The 21563-nt window shown below is 49.3% G+C and carries 16 protein-coding genes and 5 pseudogenes; 18 read left to right on the forward strand and 3 right to left on the reverse strand.

The window, feature by feature from the left end; translation table 11 throughout:
• Positions 1-89: 89 nt before the first annotated feature.
• The 6 genes from A0V43_RS04560 (at position 90) to A0V43_RS04585 (ending at position 6578) form a co-directional block, all read left to right on the forward strand.
• Positions 90-950 carry a 3-hydroxyacyl-CoA dehydrogenase family protein gene (locus A0V43_RS04560; RefSeq protein WP_063192487.1) on the forward strand — a complete coding sequence of 287 codons (861 nt, stop codon included), beginning with the start codon at positions 90-92 and terminating at the stop codon, positions 948-950.
• A gap of 68 nt (positions 951-1018) precedes the next feature.
• Complete coding sequence (locus A0V43_RS04565) at positions 1019-1798, forward strand: enoyl-CoA hydratase/isomerase family protein (protein ID WP_063192488.1); 780 nt, start codon at positions 1019-1021, stop codon at positions 1796-1798.
• Positions 1799-1951: 153 nt separating this feature from the next.
• The gene (locus tag A0V43_RS04570; RefSeq protein WP_013145558.1) at positions 1952-3304 is read left to right on the forward strand and encodes an MFS transporter; all 1353 of its coding nucleotides are present in this window, start codon (positions 1952-1954) and stop codon (positions 3302-3304) included.
• Between the two features lie 111 nt (positions 3305-3415).
• On the forward strand, positions 3416-3811 hold the full coding sequence (locus A0V43_RS04575) for a DUF3237 domain-containing protein (protein ID WP_236931011.1): 396 nt from the start codon (positions 3416-3418) through the stop codon (positions 3809-3811).
• A 28-nt stretch (positions 3812-3839) separates the two neighbouring features.
• The gene (locus A0V43_RS04580; protein WP_013145556.1) at positions 3840-5381 is read left to right on the forward strand and encodes a class I adenylate-forming enzyme family protein; all 1542 of its coding nucleotides are present in this window, start codon (positions 3840-3842) and stop codon (positions 5379-5381) included.
• Between the two features lie 18 nt (positions 5382-5399).
• Entirely contained in the window at positions 5400-6578 is a 1179-nt protein-coding gene (locus A0V43_RS04585; protein WP_013145555.1) for an acetyl-CoA C-acetyltransferase, read from the forward strand.
• A 155-nt stretch (positions 6579-6733) separates the two neighbouring features.
• On the opposite strand, the gene A0V43_RS04590 is transcribed toward A0V43_RS04585, so the two are convergent.
• Complete coding sequence (locus A0V43_RS04590; protein ID WP_013145554.1) at positions 6734-7513, reverse strand: IclR family transcriptional regulator; 780 nt, start codon at positions 7511-7513, stop codon at positions 6734-6736.
• A gap of 215 nt (positions 7514-7728) precedes the next feature.
• On the opposite strand from A0V43_RS04590, the gene A0V43_RS04595 reads away from it, so the two are divergent.
• The 8 genes and pseudogenes from A0V43_RS04595 to A0V43_RS04625 all read left to right on the forward strand — a co-directional run bounded on the left by A0V43_RS04595 (position 7729) and on the right by A0V43_RS04625 (position 15149).
• A complete protein-coding gene (locus A0V43_RS04595; protein WP_063193806.1) occupies positions 7729-8823 on the forward strand; it encodes a cupin domain-containing protein in 1095 nt (364 codons plus the stop codon).
• 176 nt (positions 8824-8999) lie between these two features.
• Positions 9000-9997 (forward strand): annotated as a pseudogene (locus A0V43_RS04600) (AMP-binding protein); the annotation flags it as partial.
• Between the two features lie 87 nt (positions 9998-10084).
• The gene (locus tag A0V43_RS20870) at positions 10085-10489 is read left to right on the forward strand and encodes a class I adenylate-forming enzyme family protein (protein WP_335339943.1); all 405 of its coding nucleotides are present in this window, start codon (positions 10085-10087) and stop codon (positions 10487-10489) included.
• 22 nt (positions 10490-10511) lie between these two features.
• Positions 10512-12398, forward strand: a complete 1887-nt coding sequence (locus tag A0V43_RS20210) for an MFS transporter (protein WP_236930925.1) — start codon at positions 10512-10514, stop codon at positions 12396-12398.
• Positions 12399-12445: 47 nt separating this feature from the next.
• Positions 12446-12844 carry an MFS transporter gene (locus A0V43_RS20215; RefSeq protein WP_335339944.1) on the forward strand — a complete coding sequence of 133 codons (399 nt, stop codon included), beginning with the start codon at positions 12446-12448 and terminating at the stop codon, positions 12842-12844.
• A 23-nt stretch (positions 12845-12867) separates the two neighbouring features.
• Positions 12868-14091, forward strand: coding sequence for an FAD-dependent monooxygenase (locus A0V43_RS04615; protein WP_063192489.1), 1224 nt, complete (start codon positions 12868-12870; stop codon positions 14089-14091).
• A gap of 15 nt (positions 14092-14106) precedes the next feature.
• A pseudogene (locus A0V43_RS04620) lies at positions 14107-14533 on the forward strand (acyl-CoA thioesterase).
• A 25-nt stretch (positions 14534-14558) separates the two neighbouring features.
• Positions 14559-15149 (forward strand): hypothetical protein, encoded by a 591-nt coding sequence (locus A0V43_RS04625; RefSeq protein WP_013523582.1) that lies wholly within the window; start codon positions 14559-14561, stop codon positions 15147-15149.
• A gap of 68 nt (positions 15150-15217) precedes the next feature.
• Here the strand turns inward: A0V43_RS04625 and A0V43_RS04630 are convergent.
• Together A0V43_RS04630 and A0V43_RS04635 are read right to left on the reverse strand one after the other, a co-directional pair.
• Positions 15218-16155 (reverse strand): annotated as a pseudogene (locus tag A0V43_RS04630) (amidohydrolase family protein).
• A 163-nt stretch (positions 16156-16318) separates the two neighbouring features.
• Positions 16319-17116: an IclR family transcriptional regulator gene (locus A0V43_RS04635; protein ID WP_063192490.1), complete on the reverse strand. Its 798-nt coding sequence runs from the start codon at positions 17114-17116 to the stop codon at positions 16319-16321.
• Between the two features lie 228 nt (positions 17117-17344).
• On the opposite strand from A0V43_RS04635, the pseudogene A0V43_RS04640 reads away from it, so the two are divergent.
• The 4 genes and pseudogenes from A0V43_RS04640 (at position 17345) to dmpG (ending at position 21563) form a co-directional block, all read left to right on the forward strand.
• A pseudogene (locus A0V43_RS04640) lies at positions 17345-18819 on the forward strand (aldehyde dehydrogenase).
• A 21-nt stretch (positions 18820-18840) separates the two neighbouring features.
• Positions 18841-19692 carry a 2-keto-4-pentenoate hydratase gene (locus tag A0V43_RS04645; protein WP_128578074.1) on the forward strand — a complete coding sequence of 284 codons (852 nt, stop codon included), beginning with the start codon at positions 18841-18843 and terminating at the stop codon, positions 19690-19692.
• Positions 19643-20542, forward strand: a complete 900-nt coding sequence (locus A0V43_RS04650) for an acetaldehyde dehydrogenase (acetylating) (protein ID WP_063192491.1) — start codon at positions 19643-19645, stop codon at positions 20540-20542. The genes A0V43_RS04645 and A0V43_RS04650 overlap by 50 nt, the downstream gene beginning before the upstream one ends.
• Positions 20539-21563, forward strand: a pseudogene (dmpG, locus tag A0V43_RS04655) (4-hydroxy-2-oxovalerate aldolase). The gene A0V43_RS04650 and the pseudogene dmpG overlap by 4 nt, the downstream one beginning before the upstream one ends.

The raw sequence follows: 21563 nt of genomic DNA on the forward strand, positions 1-21563 counted from the left end.
CAGGTATTTTTTTATTTTCACCTTCTTTATAATCAATAGCAAAGATAGTATAGAAAATTCAAAAAAATAAATAAAGGAGGACTTGTTGAATGCTATCAACGATCGGAGTCGTAGGAGCAGGCACGATGGGAAGCGGCATTGCCAACTTGGCCGCTTTATCGGGATTTGACGTGATACTAGTCGATATTGATGAGCACATGTTGCAAAAAGCGCGCTCGCGAATGGAAGCGTTTATGGACAAAAGCATCGCCAAAGGGAAAATGACCGCCGAGCAAAAACATGAAGCGCTCGAAAAGGTGAAGGCGTCGACCGATTTGCATGACATGAAGCAGGTGGATGTTGTCATTGAAGCGGTCATCGAAAATATGGATGTAAAAAAAGAGATTTTCTCCCGGTTGGACAACATTGCACCGGAACACGCTATTTTAGCGACGAACACGTCATCGATGTCCATCACAGAAATCGCTTCTGCCACCAACCGTCCAAGCCAAGTCGTCGGCATGCATTTTTTCAATCCCCCGCAGCTGATGAAACTCGTTGAAGTCGTACGCGGATACAAAACAAGCGATGAAACGGTCGAACAGGCGAAAGAGCTTGCCCGAAAGCTGAACAAAGAACCGGTTGAGGTGAAGAAAGATTCCCCGGGATTCATCGTCAACCGCATTATGATCCCTCAGTTCATCGAAGCGATCCGCCTTGTTGAGGAGGGAGTGGCTTCGATGGAAGATATCGATAAAGCAGTGACGCTCGGCTTGAACTACCCGATGGGACCGTTTACGTTGCAAGATTTTGCCGGAGTCGATATCGGCCTTCATGTCATGGATTATTTTTATCAAGAGTTTAAGGATGACCGATTTGCTGCTCCTTTGTTGTTGAGACAACTTGTCCGGGCAGGAAGGCTCGGCCGAAAAACAGGAGCTGGGTTTTATGATTACGATGATGCTCCATAAGGGGAAACGGCGATGCTCGCTATACACCACAACTACATCGCTAAAAATTCTAGGAGGAGGAATGAGTCGTGAATTACGAATTTTTGCAATGTGAAATTGAAAACCGAGTGGCGATTGTATCCATCCACCGCCCTCCGCTCAATCCGTTGAATACAAAAGTGTTTCAGGAGCTATCTGCCTTGATCGATGAGCTCGAAGCCAACCAACAAGTAGGGGCGATCATCATTACGGGAACAGGGGAAAAAGCGTTTGTCGCTGGAGCGGATATTCATGAAATGATGAATCTCGATTTGGCTAGCATGATGGAAATGAACAAAATTTCGCGGACGACGTTTTCTAAAATTGAAAACGCATCCAAACCGGTGATCGCGGCCGTGAACGGATTGGCGCTCGGCGGAGGCTGCGAATTGGCGCTCGCGTGCGATTTGCGCATTTGTTCCGAGAATGCGAAGTTTGCGTTCCCGGAGATCAATCTCGGCATTATCCCGGGAGGAGGCGGGACGCAGCGGCTGCCGCGCATCGTCGGTCAGGGGGTGGCGAAAGAATTGCTGTACTTCGGTGAAATGATCGATGCCAAGCGGGCGCTTGCCATTCATTTGGTAAATAAAGTCGTTCCAGCTGACGAACTTTTGCCAGCAGCGAAAGAATGGGCTGAAAAATTGGCGCAAAAGCCAGCCATTGCCATGCGCATGTTGAAAGAAGCGGTCAACACGGGAGTCAATGTGGATTTGCAGTCAGGGCTGATCGTGGAAACGGCTTGCTTCGGGAACGCGTTTGCGACCGAGGATCGGAAAGAAGGAATGCGGGCGTTTGCCGAAAAGCGGAAGCCGGTGTTTAGTGGAAAGTAGATATGGTCAGTAACGGAGAACAGGGTTATTAAGCAAGTTCTGACCCGGATAGATGTTCATTGCCTTTGGGGAACGAATCCGGTCTTGACTAGCATCCCAAAGCGGTGGATGACAAGAGCAAAAACGTAAATATATTTGAGGGAGGGAACCCATGTGAAACAAATTCATCCGGCTGATGTGATTGACAATAGCCCGGTCCGTTCATTCCATATTTGGCTTATGATTTGGCTGTTTCTCGTGATTACGCTTGATGGGTATGATGTTGTCATTTATGGCGCTTCGGTTCCTTTATTGATTCAAGAGTGGGGGATTTCAGATGTCACAGCTGGTGCCATCGGTAGCTATACAGTCATTGGAACAGCTATTGGAGCGGTATTGTTTGGCATGCTAGCCGATCGAATGGGACGCAAAAAAATTATCTTGTTGACTACATTTTTATTTGGCTTTTTTACCTTCCTTGCCGGTTTCGCTCCAAATCCAATTTTATTTACCATCTCTCGGGTTATTGCTGGGCTTGGTCTTGGCGGCGTTATGCCCAATGTCATTGCGCTAGCGACAGAAATGTTTCCAAAACGAGTTCGCACAGCCGTTGTTGCCTCGATTTTTTGCGGTTATTCAGTTGGTGCTATTGCCGCTGCGTTGACGAGCCGGGCGCTTTTGCCGACGGTTGGGTGGGAGTCCATCTATTGGATCGGGGGTGTTCCGGTATTATTCCTTCCGTTTTTAATGAAAGGTGTTCCCGAGTCGGTTGGTTTTCTTCTAGAAAAGGGAAGGGAAGGGGAAGCACGAAAAATTCTTGCTTTGATTGATCCTCATATTAGTCATGATGGTGTGGTTGAACTAGTCAAGCCTGAAAGAAAGACTCAAGTCTCTTTGCCTATCGTGAAATTATTCACGGAGAATCGGGCGTTTAGCACCGTGATGTTTTGGTTATCTTGCTTCAGCGCATTTGTTCTCATTTACTCAATGAACACATGGCTTCCCCGGTTGATGATGAAAGCAGGGTATGATTTGAGTTCCAGCCTTGCATTCACCGCTGTAATGCAAATCGGGGCGATCGTGGGCACTATAGTTTTCGGTCCGTTAGTGAATAAATGGGGATTTAAGAGGGTGCTTGTTCCTTTGTTCTTCTGTGGAGCGGTCGCTTTATCGCTGATCGGTTTTATGAGCAGTACAATCGTTGCTTTTGCACTGATTGCCATTATTGGAGCTGCCTCAGTAGGTGTCCAAAACATTGCCAATGCATTTGTTTCTCAATATTATCCGGAAGCGATGCGGTCTACTGCTTTAGGGAGCACGATGGCGTTCGGCAGAATTGGTGGCATTGTTGCACCGACATTTGTTGGGGTTTTGCTGTCCCTTAACTTGCCGCCTCAATATAATTTTGCTGCTATCGCAAGCGCCGCGGTATTAGGGGGCCTTGCCGTGTTGCTCGTGCAAGAAAAGTATGCAATCTATCGCAACGAGCAAGCGAAGACAGAGAGTGGGCAAGTGACTGTTTCATGAACAAAACTGCTTTGTAGAGACGGAGAAGGCCAATTTCATAGAAAGAAGGGAACAACCATCCGATTTGAACATATATTTACTGCTCACATTAAGGTTGGAAAACCGATTGAAATAGGAGATGTCGGATATGGGCACCGAAGAGTGATCCCCATTCTCGGTGGAAGTTTTGAGGGACCTTTAATGCGGGGAAAGGTGTTGCCTGGAGGGGCGGACTATCAATTGATTCGGAGAGATGGGGTAGCAGAGCTGCTCGCCCATTATGTGATCGAGACGGATGATGGGGTGCCTATTTATGTTGTCAATAAAGGATACCGACACGGGTCGAAAGAAATCATCGATAAAATATTCCGCGGCGAAGATGTGCCGCGGGACTCTTATTATTTTAAAACGACCCCTATTTTTGAAGTGAAAAGCGGACGATATGATTTTTTGAATAAAATGGTGTTTGTTGGGGAAGGAATTCGAAAGCCAACGGAAGTGGAAATCACGTTTTATCAAGCCGGTTAACTTTTGAAAAACGGAGGGACGGGGAGAGATGGAAACCGTTCGTGTTTTGTCTGTTCCTCAACTATTGGAACGAGCTGCGGTGGACAATCCATCCAAAGAGGCCATCTATGACCTGCGGCGCCGAATCACCTACGGTGATTTGCACAAGGAAGTCCACCAGTTGGCATCAGCTCTAGTCTCGCTCGGCATCAAGCAAGGGGATCGGGTGGGCGTTTGTTTGCCGAACTGGTTGGAAACGGTCCAACTATTTTTTGCCATCTCCCAAATTGGAGCGATTGTTGTTCCTTTTAATCCGAAATATCGACAGCACGAAGTTGAACATATTATAAAAAATTCTGGAATGAAAGCTGTTTTTGTATGTGAGGAAATCGAAAAGCATATCGGATTGAGTTTCATTGGAACCAGTGTTGATCAAATTATTACGGTTCGGTTTGTCAAATCAGGCTTCCTTTCTTTGGAACAGCTTATGGCCTATGCAACTGATCAATCGTTTCCCATGGTGACGATTGATCCGCAACATGACCTGTTTTGTCTTTTATACACGTCTGGTACGACTGGAGCGCCAAAAGGAGTGATGATTACTCATCGCGGCATCGTCCAATCAGGTGTGGCGATTGCCGACAGCTTGAGGTGCAACCAAGATGATGTGTTTCTTATTTGTACGCCGATTTTCCATGTGTTCGGCATGGCGTGCAACTTGATGTCCGCTGTATACAGCCAGGCAAAAATGGTGCTGCAGGAAAGGTACAGCCCAAGAGAGGCGCTGCGGCTTATCGAAAAAGAAAAAGTAACGATTCATCATGCTGTGCCGGCAATGCTTCATATGGAGTTAAACGTATTGAATAGTGAGTCATTCGATTTGTCGTCATTGCGCGCAGGAATGACGGGAGCGGATGTTTGTCCGTTGGAGACGGTAAAAGCGATACGTGAGAAAATGGGAATGACGTTATGCATATCGTTCGGGACAACGGAGACTGGCTCTGTTACGATCACCCCGTTTGAGGCAGAAGAAGATCGAATATTTGAAACGGTCGGCAAAGCGTTGGAAGGAAATGAAGTGAAGATTGTCAATGAACGGAGAGAGACGCTTCCACCAGGGGAAATTGGGGAAATCGCCTGCCGAGGGTTTGGTGTCATGAAAGGATACTACAACATGCCGGAACAGACCGCCGAGGTGCTTGATGAGGACGGTTGGTATTATACTGGCGACCTTGGGATGATGGATGAATACGGATATATTCGATTTATCGGACGGAAAAAGGAGCTTATCATCCGTGGAGGGTACAACATTTATCCGAAAGAGATCGAAACGATTTTGCAGCAGCACCCAGTCGTTTTCGCCTCGGCAGTAGTCGGCTTGCCTGACCCAGTATTAGGCGAATCAGTTTGCGCTGTTATTCAACCCAAGGAAGGCGTTCATATAACCGAGGCAGACATCATCGAGTTTTTACGTCCATTGGTTGCGGACTATAAACTTCCAAACAAAGTTGTTTTTGTTGATCAATTCCCGACGACGGCGAGCGGAAAAATTCAGAAGGGGAAATTAAAAGAAATGTTAAAAGAATATTGAATATTTGGGAGGGAGAATATGTCTACGGATATTGTGTTGATTGAAGGAGCACGAACGCCATTTGCTAAATTTTGCGGTTCGTTTCGTGAAATCTCCGCGACCGATTTAGGAGCTATTGCGGCGCGGGAAGCGATGAAAAAAGCAGGAATCGAGCCAGAAGAAATCGACCATGTTGTATTTGGCAATGTCCAGCAGTCAAGCCGGGATGCTCACTTGCTTGCTCGCCACGTCGGCTTGAAGGCCGGGGTGCCCATCGACGTGCCGGCTGTGACGGTGAACCGGTTGTGCGGAACGGGACTCGAGACAATTATCATGGCGGCGCGCTTTATTTTAACCGGAGAATCGGAAGTGGTGTTGGCGGGAGGCACTGAAAACATGAGCCAAGTGCCGCACGTCATCCGAGGCATGCGCTGGGGAGCACCATTAGGCAGCCCAACGGTGGAGGACTGGGTGTGGGATGGTCTGTATGACACAGTTGGCGGCTGTAGCATGGCTATAACAGCAGAAAATTTAGCGAAAAAATATGACATTACGCGCGAAGAGGCTGACCAACATGCCCTCCGCAGCCATGAACGGGCGCTTACGGCAATGGCCAATGGGTATTTCCGCCAAGAAATTGTCTCCGTCACCGTGCAAGGAAAAAAAGGAGAAATGATCGTTGACACCGATGAGCATCCGCGGAAGACCAGTTTGGAGCAGTTAAGGGCGCTTCAACCGCGCTTTCTCGAAAACGGAGTCGTGACACCAGGCAATGCCAGTGGGATGAACGACGGTGCGGCCGCGGTTATTGTCGCCTCGGGGGACTATGCTGCCAAGCGCGGATTGAAACCGCTCGCCCGTCTCGTTTCGTGGGGCATCGTCGGAGTTGAACCGCAGTATATGGGGATTGGCCCTGTTCCAGCGATTCGCCAGGCACTCGACAAAGCGAATTTATCAATTGATGACCTCGACTTGATTGAAATCAACGAAGCATTTTCAGCCCAATATTTGGCTTGCCAGAAGGAACTGGGATTTGATGATGACAAAGGCAACGTCAACGGTGGGGCGGTCGCGCTTGGCCATCCATTGGCAGCTTCAGGAACGCGCATCACGTTGACACTCGTTTATGAGTTGAAAAGAAGAGGAAAGAAATACGGTGTTTCTTCACTATGCATCGGCGGCGGCCAAGGCATTGCGGCGATCTGGGAAAGACTGTAATGGGTTAAGAGATAAACACAAAAAGAACTGGACAGTGCTTTTACAAGGGAAGTCGAGGAGCAAATGATCGCAACGGCGGTTTTTCCATATGCAACAGGAAAAACCGCCGTATTTTATTGTTGCATTAATTTCGGGGACGAGAAACAGCTTCCTAATTAGGAAGGGGAATAGGAAAGATGCCCGAGTCGTTTCGATATATGTTGGGCTGTGCTGACTGTTTGGCGGATCAGCTCAGGCAGTGTTTCCACCATTTTAAATGTGGCGCCGGCCAGCCCGATGGCGCCGATGATGCCAGTTCGATCAAAAACGGGCGCGGCGACCGCCGTAAAACCGATAAATGTTTCGTCTTTATCGACAAAAAATCCGTCTTTGCGAATGAGACGCAAACGTTCAAGAAATTGATGCTTGTCCACGATCGTGTTCGGCGTATGGGCCTCCAATGGATATTTTTCGAGAATCGCCTTTGCCTCTTCATCGGGCAAGTATGCCATGATGGTTGTTCCAAGCGCCCCGTAATGCAGGACGCGCCGGCGCCCGATATATGAGCGTGGCTGAAAGCCTTCGTCGCTGTCAAGGCGGATGACGTATTGCAAGCTGTCTTGTTGGCGCACAGCAAATAAGACTGTATAGCCTGTTTGGGACTGCAAGTCATGCAAAAACGGTTCCGCCTCGCGTCGCATATCCAGGTTTTCGAGAACGATTCCACCGTATTCGAGCATTTTATAACCGAGGCGGTATACGTTTTCCTTTTGATCGTAATGGATCAGTCCTTGCGTTTCGAGCGTCCATAACAGGCGGTAAACAGTGGCTTTCGCTAGTTTTGTTTTCGTAACAATCTCTTCAATAGAGAGGTCAGGGCGTTCAAAACTAAAACAGTTCAAGATTTGAACCGCGCGTTCCACTGAACGAATCGTCTCCACATTTACCTTTCTCATGATTGTGCTCCTCTGTAGCGATTTCGTTTTCAACACTCATTGTAACATAAAGAGATAGCCGATGCCCAGGTTAGAGAGAAGATGAAGTGTTATTTATTTTTATATTTTAAATAGTTTGACAAATATCTGGTTTTGTTGTATTATTTAAATTGCAAAAATGAATTATTAATTCACTATACGAATTGAGGGGAGAGAGGATAATGGAGGACACAAAAATGAAAGCGTTTGACCGTCTTAATGAAGAATTGGAGAAAGTGTATTTAGGGCCGTTGTGGGAGAAGCTTGGCAAAATGGTGACGCCTGAGCCTGATCACGAGGTTATGCCGTATTTGTGGAAGTGGGAGACGATCCGTAAGTATTTGCTCGAGGCTGGAGAGTTGCTTCGCTTAGGGAGAGAGAGCGAGCGTCGAGTCATTTATTTGCAAAATCCATCGCTATTGAAACAAGGTCTAATTGGTTACTCGACCAACACACTGTACGTCGGAGTGCAGCTGTTGTTGCCAGGCGAAGTGGCGCCTGCGCATCGCCATAGTCAATCGGCGATCCGATTCATTATTGAAGGAGAAGGGGCCTATACGGCCGTCGATGGCGAACGAACATATATGGAGCGCGGAGATTTGATTTTGACACCGGCATGGACGTGGCACGATCACGGCCATGAAGGGACGGAACCGGTTATTTGGATGGATGGCCTCGATGTTGGGCTGGTAAGAAACTTTGCTGGTTCGTTCTTTGAGCCGTATTCTGAAGATGTATTTCCTGTTTCTGGTCCTCACAACGGTTCAACGTTTAAATATGCAACGGGGGTGTTACGTCCGGTTTCCGACCGGAAGCGAAAAGGCTATCCTTCTCCGTTGATCGCCTATAAATGGAAAACAACGAAACAAGTGCTTGAGAACTTGTCCAAGCTTGATCCTGATCCGTATGACGGCTATGCGGTTGATTACATTAACCCGTTGACTGGGGGATCAGCGGATTTGCGCATTGGAACGACGATGCAAAAATTAACCCCTGGCATGCACACAAAGGCGCACCGCCATGTTCACAGCGCCGTGTATCACGTTCTTGACGGTGAAGGATACACGATAATCAACGGAGTCAAATTTGAATGGGCGAAAGGCGATTTCTTCATTTTGCCGCCTTGGAGTTGGCACGAGCATGTCAATACAGGAGCGGGAGACGCCCATTTATTCTCCATTAATGATTTGCCGATCATGGAGCGCCTTGATTTGGAGAGAGAAGAAGCGTATGACAAAAACGGCGGCTATCAATCTATCATTGATGTATTCGAGCCTCTCTCTCGAGTTTAACATATATACCGTTTTTCCAAGGTGCGCCTGGCGATTTTAAATGATCCAGATGATTTGATTTGGCGTCTGTGTAAGCCAATCAAAAAGAGGGGGTTGTATAGGTGAAGGTCCAAATGCCGAATATGGTGCAGGACATTGTTGAGCATGCAGTGGCGCGTTATGGGGATAAGACCGCCATGATTGATGAGGAACATGCACTGTCTTTTGTGGAAGTGAACGAACGATCTTTGCAGCTGGCTGAGCGGTTGAGAGATTTGGGCGTGCAGAAAGGCGACGCCGTGGCAGTACAGCTACCGAACAGCTGGGAGTTTGTGGTGGTCCATTTAGCTTTGGCGCGCTTGGGAGCCGTCATGGTGCCTGTGAACTTAGTGTATCGGCAAAAAGAGCTGTCCTTTATGTTTTCGTTTGCCCATGTAAAAGCAGTCATTTCCATTGATCAATGGAAAGGATTCGATCATGCAGAAATGATGGAATCACTCCGTCAGATGATTCCGACGTTGCAACACATCATCATCGTTGGGGGAAGAAAGCAGCCCGATCATTATAGCTTCGATGCGATGCTGACAGGAAACGGACTTTCGGCGGATCACGGCGAGGTTTCCCCGGACGATCCAATGATGATGTTGTTTACATCGGGAACGGAGTCTGACCCGAAAGCCGTCATCCATACGTATGAGACATTTATTCCTGCCCATTTGCACAATGGGCAGGAATATGGATTGACGAGCGATGACGTCATGCTTTGTTTGACGCCGATGAGTCATATGTTTTCTTTGCCGATGATTTTAATGGGCCTTTATAGCGGAGCTACTCAAGTGATGTTATCGCAATTTTCGGTTGAGCGTGTTTTAGATGCTTTCAGCCAGCATGGAGTCACCTTTTGTGTAGCTGCACCTGCCCATTTGATTGATATATTAAAAGGAACGGATGAGACAAAGGTATATCCATCAAAACTACGTCTAGTCTTAACAGGGGGACAAAAATTCCGGCTTGGATGGTCGAATCGTTCCGTCAGCGTTTCCGTTGCAGCATCGTTGCCCAATGGGGGATGACGGAAATTGGAGCGGGATCGTTTACGCGACCGAATGATGCGCCACATCTCGCTTCTGATACGGTCGGCCGGGCGTGCCCGACGGGGGAAATCGGCATTTTTGACGAGAACCACAGGCCATTGCCAAACGGGCAAGTAGGGGAGATTGGTTTTCGCGGTCGTTCGCTGTTTAAAGGATATTATAAAAATGAAGCCGCAACTCAGCAATTCATGACGAAAGAAGGTTTTTTCCTCACTGGAGACTTAGGATGGAAAGACGAAAAAGGATACGTTCATTATGTCAGTCGAAAAAAGGACATTATCAACCGTGGTGGACTGAAAGTGCACGCCGCAGAAATTGAAGAAGTTTTGCTTTCACATCCGCATATTCGTCAAGCGGCAGTGATCGCAGTTCCAGACGAACGGCTCGGAGAGCGCGGCTGTGCGATCGTGTCCTTGAAAGAAGGAACAACGTTTTCACTTGAGGACATGCAGCAATATTTGCTTAAGGCGGGAATGGCAAAATATAAATTACCGGAATATTTAAAAATCATCAGCGAATTGCCGACGACAGCATCGGGAAAAGTAAGCAAAGGAATGTTGCGGAAGCAATATGCCCAGATGGAAGTCAAGTAGAGAAAAGGAGTGGATAAATGATATGAAACTAGCACTGTTTGATGACTTTCAGCTCGGAGTTATTGTCGATGATGTCATTTATGAGATTGGGAGCCGATTGTTCGGGCATCTTCATCAAGGTGTCAGTTTCTGTCCGATGACGCAGCTGATTGCTGAGTTTGATGTCTATCGTCCAGAAATCGAAAACCATTTGCACGAATGCCCGGCTTATGCACTAGCAGATGTTCGGTTGCGCCAGCCAGTGAAAAAACCAGGGAAAATTGTCGCCGCTCCCGTCAACTATGTGTCCCACCAAAAGGAAATGAAAGTGGAGCATACGGCAAGGGGGCTCGGTTTTTTCTTGAAAGCGCCTTCTTCTATCATCGGACCTGGTGACACGATTGTTTTGCCCGATCCGAACCGCCGTTTTGACCATGAGTTGGAACTCGCATTTGTTATCGGAAAGACGGCGAAAAACGTCAAGGCGGAAAATGCCTACGAGTATATATTTGGTTACACAGGGTTGATTGATGTCACGTTGCGCCCGGATGATGTGCATCATGAGGAACGTTGTTTGCGCAAATCGTTCGATACATTCACTCCGATGGGGCCGTGGATCGTAACGAAAGAGGAGATTGACGACCCGAACAACGTCAATATGGTGCTGACAGTCAATGGAGAAGTTCGGCAGAAAGTCAATACAAAAGAAATGATTTGTTCTGTTGCCGAGCTTGTAGAAATTTATTCGCACATTATGACGCTTGAGCCGGGTGATGTCATTACGACAGGGACGCCGGATGGCGTCGGACCGATTCATGACGGGGATGTCATCCGCATGGAGATTGAGGGGATCGGGGTTATTCCGTCCACGTCGCCTTGGCTTCCCGCACGGCTGCATTGCGATAAAGGTAAGGGGGGATTGTTCATGGAAAGAGGATGGGAGCGGTACCATACTGTGTGGTTAATGCTCTTTTTGGGATGGGTTGTTTCCTACATTGATCGAACATTGACGGGACCTGTCGTTACATGGATGATTGAAAACAAAGTTGAGTTTTTGGCGGAATCGTCCAATCCCCACGCGCTTGGAGGTTTGCTTGGCAGCTTGTTTTTCGCCGGGTATATGCTTACGCAATTCCCCGGCGGATATTTCGGCGACAAGTTTGGCTATCGTGTCATCGTCATCATCAGCATTATATGGGCCGGTGTGACGACGCTGTTGACTGGATTGGTCGGTGGTTTGGTGGCGTTTATCGCCTTGCGTGTGCTTACGGGGCTTGGGGAGGGTGTCTTTTATTCGAACGACCGTTCCTTGATCACCCAAGTGACGCCACCGGAAAAAGTCGGGCTTGGGATGGGCGTTGTGCTGACCGGCCTTACGCTTGGGTTAACGATTGCGACAATTGCTACTCCATATGTTATTCAACTGTTTCAGCCATCGATGGGGACGCATGCATGGAAAGCGCCGTTTTTGCTTATGGGAGCCATTACGCTTATCGTCGGCGCTATGATGTACAAATGGATGAGGCCGGACGGTTTTGCAGTGCAATCGGAGTCGTACGGTCCACCAGTGGGGCGACTGTTGCAAACTTCTTTCTTATTCTTGATCATCATTATGACTTTGTATTATGCCACGAATGCTATGCAATTATCGCCAGCGACGATCGGCCTCGTTTTGACGGCGCTGGCGGTGCTGTATATCGTGTATATTTATAAAGCAAAGAGTGAAGAAGTCGGGCCGATCCTAAAAAGCCGCAACCTATTGTTTCTATATCTTTCGTTCATTCCGGTATTATGGCATCTATGGTTTTATGGATTTTGGTCAGTGGCGATTGTGCAAGATTTTGGGGGAGGCACGCTCGTTTCAGCGGCGTTAATTGCTTCGTTTAATGCTGTTGCAGGTCTCATCGGCTTTCCACTTGGGGGAGATTAGCTGACCGATTTGCTGACGGAGTCAACGGAAAACGTAATGTATTGGCAGTGTTGACGGGGCTGCTGACTGTCTTCATTTTCATCTTTGCCTTTTATGTAATGTCAGGAGGCAGCAATCCGGTAATCATGTCTCTTATTTTATTTACTTCCGGGGTGTTCTTTTTTGCGCTTCAACCGGTCAACCATGCCCTTACAGCTGACTTTGCTCCGCCAAAATATAGAGGTGCGGCGTTTGGGATGCTGAATTTGTTCTCCGAAATTGGAGCGTTATTAGCGCCGGTGATTTCGGGAGCCATGCGCGATCATTCAGGAAGCTGGGGAAGTGCATTGTTGCTTGATGGTATTTTAATGGCAGCGAGCTTACTGCTTGTCATTGCTGTAAAGCCTAGTTTAGAAGGTAGACTAACTACTGTAATAAACGCCCAAGAAACAGATGTAAACCATTGAAGTTGACGAAAGGAGATATTTGCATGACAGAAAAAACAAATAAACGCCCTGTTCTCGTTGTCGGGGCAGGACCGATCGGATTAACTGCGGCCTTGGCATTGCGTCATTTCGGACTGCCGGCGACGGTGATCGAGGCGGAGCCAAAAGACCGCCTCCGGCCGGGGAGCCGTGCGATCTACTTCCATAAGGCGACGTTGCAACATTTAGAGGATATTTTCCCTGGGTTGGGCAGGACTTTTGCTGAACACGGCGTCGTATGGCCGATCAAGCGCACTTTGTTCCGCGGCAAGGAGGTGTATATGAAGCGGTATCCGGCTCCTGATCCGAATGCGCTTCCACCGTTTACAAGCTTGCCGCAAGTCGAGGCGGAGAAGTTTTTGTATCAAGCCTGCCTGGAGGCAGGGGTCGAATTCGTCTGGGAGACGCCGGTTGCCGATGCCAAAACCGATGAGGAAGGAGCCACTGTCATCACGGCATCTGGCGAACAATGGTCGTGCGATTATCTCATTGCGGCTGACGGGGCTCGTTCGACTGTCCGCCAGTCGGTCGGCATCGAAATGGAAGGGCCGCGGACGAAAGACTACTTTGTCGTCGTGGATGTCAAAGAAGATGAAGCCGATCCGCTGCCGCTTGAGCGGGTGTTTCATTACCAGCATCCGTCTGTGGGTGGACGCAACGTTCTCTTTGTACCGTTTGCCGGCGGGTGGCGCATTGATTTGCAATTGCTTGACGGCGATGATCCGGAGCAGTTCGGCAGTGTGGACGGCGTGAAGCAATGGCTGCCGAAAGTGATGCCGGAAAAATATGCCGACCGCATTACGTGGGTGTCGACGTACCGCTTTTTCCAGGTGGTTGCGAAGTCGCTCACTGACCGCCATCACCGTGTGCTGTTGGCTGGCGAAGCGGCCCACCTGTTTGCTCCGTTCGGGGCCCGCGGCATGAACTCCGGCGTGCCGGATGCGATTATGGCGGCCAAGGCGATTCAGACGGCGTTGCAGGCCAACACGCGCGAAGAAGCAAAAGCAGCCATTGCGGCCGCTGCGAATGAGCGCCTGATCGCGGCGCGATACAACCGCGATTGTGCGGGGATGGCGTTGGAGCACATTCAAGGAACGGATCCAGCGATCAATATGAAGCGGGAAGTAGCGGCTTCATTGGCGCCGATTTTGCCGCGTCTTGGCAAATGGCTTGATGAAGGGCCGTACGGGCCGAAATCGGGGCCGCCGCAGCTGTCAACGAAATATTGACGAGGAGGAATTGCGATGGAGTATTCTTTCCGAGTCCATTGGGGAGATACGGATGCGGCTGGCATTGTTTTTTACCCGAATTTTTATAAATGGATGGACGAAGCGACGCATCATTTTTTTGCTGAACTTGGCTATCCAACAACAATAACTATTTGAACAGAAGATAGGATTGCCGATTTTGGAGGCCAAATGCCAGTTTCGCTTCCCGTTAGTGTTTGGTGAAGAAGTCCGTATTGATTCATCGATTACGGAAGTGCGGGAGAAGGTATTTCAAATTGTCCACGAGTTTTATGAACATGAAACAGTGGTTGCTGTTGGGTATGAGATGAGAGCATAGGCATCATTTGCTGATGGGAGGCCAAAAGCTGTTCCGATTCCTACTAATGTGAAACAAGTGTTGGTTGAACAGTTGTCTTCTCGTTCAGTAGAGTCTCAGACATAGTTCTAAAACAACTAGGAGGAGAATCATGACTACGTTGTGGCAGATGGAAAAAGAGAAATATGGCCCGCGGACTGAGCAAGTGATTTCTGTCCTTTCTGGACTGTTAAACATAGATTGGTTTGTTAATGCAGGCACTCCACATTATCGGAAAGAGGCAGAAGAAGCGATTCGTGAATGGATGGCTAGTTTTGATTTGAAGCAGTATCATTATCATATCCATTGGCTAGAAGAAGGAACGATTGTCCCTTCTTTAGCAAAGATGAACTTGGCGAAAAGCCCGTTATGGCGCTCTTTGTTTCCCATCCCGGAGCACATGAAGCAAGCGACGGCTGTTGCAGGGAGAGAAGGATGTTTGACCAGGCTGGTCGACGAAGTTCCAGCCCGTTTATTTCATCATTGTTTTGATGCGGCGTATCGTGCTTTCCATCAATACGGCTCATCAGTGGTAAAGACGGCTGTCTGCTCGGTCATGTATATCGGTGGAATGGCTTGCGCCTGGGAATCTGTTGCCGACCTTGACGGATGGGGATCAAATCCGTTTCGGGCGCTTCTGCGCGTATTTGAATATGGGCATTGCCCGTTAGGCATGGGTGATGAACAATTATATCTATTTTAGGCTTTAGACGACGCATAGCCGCAGCACAAAAGGGGCGAGACGAACATCTGCCCCCTTTTGTTTTTTTACTATGACAAGCTTAAGAAAGCTTGGATGGATTCAAGGCTTGGCTGTACAGGCGGCCATTGTGATAAGTCGAACGGAAAATCCGAGCCTGGAAGCACCCGATCTTGGCCGACGAGGTCGATCAATAGCTGCAGCACGCGATGATCCCAAACAACGGTGTCAAACCAAAAGCGGCGCAAATAGTCGGTTGGTGGGGCTTGCAGTAAAGAAGCCACCGGTTGCCATACGTCATACCCTTTTTGTAACCGTCCAATTTGATAAGGAAGAAAGCCGCCGCCATGGGCCAATAAAATGCGGACGTGCGGGTAGCGATCGAGCCAGCCGCCAAGCAGCAAGTCAGTAGCGCAAATGGTCGTTTCCCAAGGGACGCCAATCAAATTTGCCATTCGCCGTCTTTTTAGGCGTGGGTCGTCGCAAAGAAGCGGATGAATGAACAGAATAGCGCCTAGTGCATTGGCTTCTTCCCAAAATGGAATAAACGAATCATCGGTGAGAAGCTTCTGTTCGACAGATGGTCCGATGATCGCCCCTTTTAACCCGTTTTTCATCGCTCGCCGTAATTCTAAAGCTGCCTGTTCTGGGTCATTGAGCGGCACGGTCGCCAAGGCCGATAAGCGATCAGAATGGGTTGCGGCCAATCGGCATAGCGCATCGTTGTAAAGGCGCGCCAGTTCGTTGGTGACGGCGGCTTCCGCGTCATATAAAAACAGCTGCGGAATGGGAGAGAGGAGCGAATGGGAAACACCCGACCGCCGTTGCGCCTCGAGATAAGCATGAAGATCGATGAATTCCTCCTTTAGGCGAAACCCCCACTGACGGTTGATGGTCAACATCTTTTCCTTGTCATCCCAATGAACAGAGATATGGGTTTGTTCCTCTTTCAGCCACCGCATCACTTCGGGGGAATGAAATGCGTATGGATATCAAAACATTTTTCCATTGCTTTTTCTCCTCTCTAGAAAGGCTGGCGAAAAACAATGATTTCTTGAAAATCATCGGTTCGTGAATACAACCAAAGGCTTTTTCTGCACTGTTTTTCAGTTATTAGAGAAATAGAGAAAGTATTTGATGGTTCTCTGTTAAATCATCGGCTCTCTAGACCATTATGTCGACTGCCTCGTTGACGAGGGCGGCGGCCAGTAGCCGATTTTTTCCGAAATCTCACTTGCTGCGCGTTTTACTTTGGCGATGACTGTAGGATCGTATGGATGAAAACGGTGAACTGGTCCGATTACGCTGAGAGCGTAGGCGACTTTTCCAGTGTAGTCGCGGATCGGCGCCGCGATGGAAGCGACCCCTTCGCGGAGTTCCTCGATGCTGATGGCATAGCCTTGCCGGCGAATGGCATGCAATGCCTCGCGCAATATGCGAGGATCTGTCATCGTGTTCAACGTGAATTGGGTCAATCCATGCTGGATGTAGGCCTCAATGTCCTCCTCTTTTTGGTGGGCGAGCAGCACTTTTCCTGAGCTTGTGCAATGAAGCGGATTTCGTCGGCCGACGTGTGAAAGAGCTTGGACAGGCTGACGGCTTTCGACCCGGTGGATGTAGATCACGCTCTGGTCGTCAAGCATGGCAAGGTGCGCCGTTTCCTGCAAGTCGTCAACCAGCTGTTCCAGTATCGGTTGCGCTTCCCGGTTGATTTCTAAATGAGATGTCAACACCGTGTTCAATTGCAAAATAGTCAAGCCCAGCCGATATTTTTGCGTTTCCGGATCTTTTGTCACGAACCCTTCGCTGGCCAATGTGTGAAGAAGACGGCTGACCGTGCTTTTTGACAATCCAAGGGAAGAGGCTAATTCCGTCACTTTTTTTTCCGGTTCATCCAGTGAGAAGCTGCGCAAAATGCGAAGAGCATTTTTGACGGATGAAAGCAAATAGTCTTCGGCAGTGTGCTTCATTGAGTCTATCCCCTTTTTGATAGTTTCATATAAAAGAACAATATTTCTTATATCATAACATATTAAGAAGGTATTTTCAGATATTTACGGAGAAAAAATAAAAAAATTTTTTGATAGTTTCATATATAAGAACATCAATGTTGTATACGGGACAATAGGTTGTTATGATGGGATAAAAGATTTCTAATTTTTCGATTTCTGCAGACTTGATGAAGGAGGAAACGATGAATGAAAACAGAAGTGGTAGCCAGCGAGAAAGTGAAGGCATTTGACTGCCAACATTTCATCAACGGGCGGTTTTTGCCTTCACAAAGCGGCAAGATGTTTCAAAACATTAATCCCGCTACGGGGGAAGTGATCGGCACCGTCTGTGAAGGGGGAAAGAAGAGATTGATTTGGCGGTGGCCGCTGCAAAAAGGGCGCTTAGCGGACCGTGGAAGAGAATGACGACTGGGGAGCGGATCGCAGTTTTGCGCCGTATCGGCGATCTCATTTTAGAGCGCAAAGAGGAACTGGCTCGCCTCGAGTCGCTCGATACGGGGAAGCCATACTCTCTCTCCCTCACGTTGGATATTCCGCGGGCAGCGTATAACTTCCACTTTTTCGCCGACTACTTGCGATCGGTCGGCACGGAAGCGTATCAGACCGATGAGGTGGCCATCAACTATTCGATCCGCCGACCGGTCGGGGTCGTCGGACTGATCAATCCGTGGAATTTGCCGTTGCTGTTGTTGACGTGGAAGCTCGCCCCGTGTTTGGCAGCCGGGAACACGGCCGTCATCAAGCCGGCGGAATGGACGCCGCTCACCGCAACTGTATTGGCCGAAATTTGCAAAGAAGCCGGGGTGCCGGATGGCGTTGTGAATGTTGTTCATGGCTTTGGTCCGGATTCGGCAGGGGCGGCGTTGACTGAGCACCCGGATGTTGACGCCATTACGTTCACTGGAGAGACAACAACTGGAAAAGTCATTATGGCGGCGGCGGCGAAATCATTGAAAAAGCTGTCTTACGAGTTGGGAGGGAAAAATCCGAACATCATTTTCGCCGATGCGGATTTGGACGAAGCGATCGAGACGACGTTGAAATCGAGTTTTATGAACCAAGGGGAAGTGTGTCTGTGCGGGTCAAGAATTTATGTAGAGCGGCCGCTTTATGAACAATTTTTGCAAAAGTTTGTGGCCAAAACGAAAGAACTCGTTGTCGGCGATCCGTTTGATCCGAGAACAAATGTCGGCGCGCTCATCAGCGAAGAGCATTACGAACGGGTGATGAGCTACATCGAGCTGGCGAAGGAGGAAGGCGGTCGTATTTTAACCGGTGGAAAGCGGCCGGACGGCTTGGATCAAGGATATTATCTTGAACCGACGATTATTGTCGGTGTCAACCGAAATTGCCGCATCGTCCGCGAAGAAGTGTTCGGACCGGTCGTGACGGTCATGCCGTTTGACGAAGAAGAGGAAGTGATCGCCCAAGCGAACGACACCCACTACGGATTGAGCGCGACGATTTGGACGAACGATTTGCGTCGGGCGCACCGGGTGGCGGCGCGCATTGAAGCCGGAATCGTTTGGGTCAATACGTGGTTTTTACGTGATTTGCGCACACCGTTTGGCGGTATGAAACAAAGCGGCATCGGGCGCGAAGGCGGCATGCATAGCTTTGAGTTTTATACAGAATTGACGAACATTTGCATTAAGCTTTAGCCGCGATGGACGAAAGAGGTGATGACGGTGAAGAAGTGGGATGATTGCGCCGAGTTGCTGCTGGCTGCTGAGAGGGAGAGACGTCCTCTCTCTCCTTTGACGACACTCGATTCGGCGCTGACCGTGTATGACGCCTATCAAATTCAATTGCGGACGATCAAACAAAAAGTAAAGGAAGGGCGCCGGATTGTCGGCAAGAAAATCGGATTGACCTCTAAGGCGATGCAGCAGCTGCTTGGGGTTGACCAACCGGATTACGGCCATTTGCTTGATGATATGGCGGTGGAAAACGGCGGGGTTGTTTCGTGGGAGCGGGTGCTGCAGCCAAAGGTGGAAGCAGAAATTGCGTTTGTCTTAAAACGTGACTTAGTTGGCCCGCGCGTGACTGTCATTGACGTGCTGCTGGCGACGGATTATATCGTTCCGGCGCTGGAGATCGTTGACAGCCGCATTGCCGATTGGAACATCCGTCTTGAAGATACAATCGCCGATAACGCTTCATCGGGACTTTACGTTTTGGGGGAAAAACGGTTGTCTGTTCATGCTGTTGATATTGCGCAAATCGGCATGGCGCTCTACCGAAACGGTAAGCTGGCCAACACCGGTGTTGGGGCCGCAGCGCTCGGGCATCCTGCGTTTTGCGTCGCTTGGCTGGCAAATAAGCTCTATGAATATGGAAAAGAGTTGAAGGCGGGAGAAGTGATCTTATCCGGAGCTTTGTCGGTAGCGGTGAGCGCCGAGCCCGGCGACGTGTTTTTCGCTCGCTTTGCCCATTTGGGGAAGTACGGGTCGAGTTTGCGCCATAAACAAGGGAGGAAAAACCGTGGAGAAGATCAATGTAGCAATTCTTGGTTCTGGGAACATCGGGACTGACTTGATGTTGAAGCTTGAACGTTCGGATGTGTTGCAGTTGACAACAGTAATTGGGATCGATCCTCAATCGGAAGGGCTGCGTCTAGCAAAAGAGAAAGGGTATCACGTCATTGACAGCGGCATCCAAGCGTTTTTGGAGCATCCCGAATGGGCTGATTTCGTCTTCGACGCGACGTCGGCGAAAGCGCACATCCGTCATGCCAAACTGTTGAAGCAGGCTGGGAAGGTCGTCTTTGATTTGACTCCTGCGGCCGTTGGACCGTTTGTTGTGCCGCCTGTCAATATAACGGAACATTTGGAAGAGACCAACATTAACTTCATCACATGCGGTGGACAGGCGACGATTCCGATTGTCCACGCCATTGGGCGCGTGCAGCCGGTTGCTTACGCTGAAATTGTTGCGACGATTTCAAGCAAAAGTGCAGGGCCGGGAACAAGAGCGAACATTGATGAATTTACGGAAACGACTGCTCAAGGGCTCGAAAAAATCGGTGGGGCGAAGCGCGGAAAAGCCATCATTATTCTCAATCCGGCTGAACCGCCCATTTTGATGAGAAACACAATATACGCACTTGTCGAAGGGGAGAAAGCAGCGGCGCGGGAAATTTGCGACTCGATCGAGGAAATGGTAGAAACGATCCGCTCGTACGTTCCCGGCTATCGGCTCCGCACGAGTCCGATCATTGAAGGAAATCAGGTGACGGTCATGGTTGAAGTGGAAGGAGCGGGTGATTATTTGCCGAAGTACGCTGGAAACTTGGATATTATGACCGCCGCTGCGGTGAAAGTGGCGGAGGAAGTGGCGAAGCATCGATTGTCGAAGTTGTTGGCTGAGGAGGGGAAACGATGAAGCGAGCCATTACCATTACAGAAGTGGCATTGCGCGACGGCAGCCATGCCATCGCCCACCAATATACAACAAAACAAGTGGCCACGATCGCCAAAGCGCTCGATGAAGCGAACGTTCCGTATATTGAAGTGTCACATGGAGACGGTTTGGGGGGATCTTCGCTGCAGTATGGCTTGTCGCGGACCGATGAATTTGAGCTGATTGAAACAGCTGTGGCGGTTTGCCGGCAGGCCAAAATTGCGGTGCTTCTTCTTCCAGGCATCGGGACGGTCAAGGAATTGAAACAGGCCGCCCGCTTAGGAGCGAAAATGGCGCGCATCGCGACCCATGTGACGGAAGCGGATATTTCGGCCCAGCATATTGCCGCGGCAAAAGAGCTTGGTATGGAAACGGTCGGGTTTTTAATGATGGCGCATACGGCGCCTGTGGAGGTGCTTGTTCATCAAGCGCAGCTTATGGAAAGCTACGGGGCGGACGTCGTCTATGTCGTCGATTCAGCCGGTGCTCTCTTGCCGCATGAAGTGAAAGAGCGCGTTCGTGCATTAAGGGAAAGCCTTGAAATTGAAGTCGGTTTTCACGCTCATAACAATTTATCATTGGCGATGGCCAATACATTGGCCGCGATTGAGGAAGGAGCGACGCGCGTTGACGGCAGTGTCCGCTGCCTGGGGCCGGTGCCGGCAACACACAGACGGAAGTGCTGGTCGCGGTGTTGGATCGGATGGGCATTCCGACCGGCATTGATTTGTATAAAATGATGGATTTAGCTGAGCAGCTTGTGGCGCCGATCTTGCCAAAAGCTCAGGAGATTACGCGTGACAGTTTGACGCTCGGATATGCTGGCGTCTATTCAAGCTTCCTTCTTCACGCGCAGCGCGCCGCCCGAATGTTTGGCCTCGATGCTCGCGATATTTTAATTGAACTCGGCCGGCGGAAGGTTGTCGGCGGGCAGGAAGATATGATCGTCGACGTCGCTGCGGAAATGGCGCGTCCAAAAGCGGCTGTAGGAGAGGGGGAGTAA

The sequence above is a fragment of the Geobacillus sp. JS12 genome, assembly GCF_001592395.1.
In the GTDB taxonomy this organism is placed as follows: Bacteria; Bacillota; Bacilli; order Bacillales; family Anoxybacillaceae; genus Geobacillus; species Geobacillus zalihae.

Excerpts from the sequence above, each read along its gene's own strand:
- A0V43_RS04585 (WP_013145555.1), top strand. The coding sequence starts at position 5,400 with ATGTCTACGGATATTGTGTTGATTGAAGGAGCACGAACGCCATTTGCT.
- A0V43_RS04645 (WP_128578074.1), top strand. The coding sequence starts at position 18,841 with ATGACGGTGAAGAAGTGGGATGATTGCGCCGAGTTGCTGCTGGCTGCT.
- A0V43_RS04590 (WP_013145554.1), bottom strand. The coding sequence starts at position 7,513 with ATGAGAAAGGTAAATGTGGAGACGATTCGTTCAGTGGAACGCGCGGTT.
- A0V43_RS20210 (WP_236930925.1), top strand. The coding sequence starts at position 10,512 with ATGAAACTAGCACTGTTTGATGACTTTCAGCTCGGAGTTATTGTCGAT.
- A0V43_RS20870 (WP_335339943.1), top strand. The coding sequence starts at position 10,085 with ATGACGAAAGAAGGTTTTTTCCTCACTGGAGACTTAGGATGGAAAGAC.
- A0V43_RS04615 (WP_063192489.1), top strand. The coding sequence starts at position 12,868 with ATGACAGAAAAAACAAATAAACGCCCTGTTCTCGTTGTCGGGGCAGGA.
- A0V43_RS04635 (WP_063192490.1), bottom strand. The coding sequence starts at position 17,116 with ATGAAGCACACTGCCGAAGACTATTTGCTTTCATCCGTCAAAAATGCT.
- A0V43_RS04580 (WP_013145556.1), top strand. The coding sequence starts at position 3,840 with ATGGAAACCGTTCGTGTTTTGTCTGTTCCTCAACTATTGGAACGAGCT.
- A0V43_RS04625 (WP_013523582.1), top strand. The coding sequence starts at position 14,559 with ATGACTACGTTGTGGCAGATGGAAAAAGAGAAATATGGCCCGCGGACT.
- A0V43_RS04560 (WP_063192487.1), top strand. The coding sequence starts at position 90 with ATGCTATCAACGATCGGAGTCGTAGGAGCAGGCACGATGGGAAGCGGC.
- A0V43_RS04595 (WP_063193806.1), top strand. The coding sequence starts at position 7,729 with ATGAAAGCGTTTGACCGTCTTAATGAAGAATTGGAGAAAGTGTATTTA.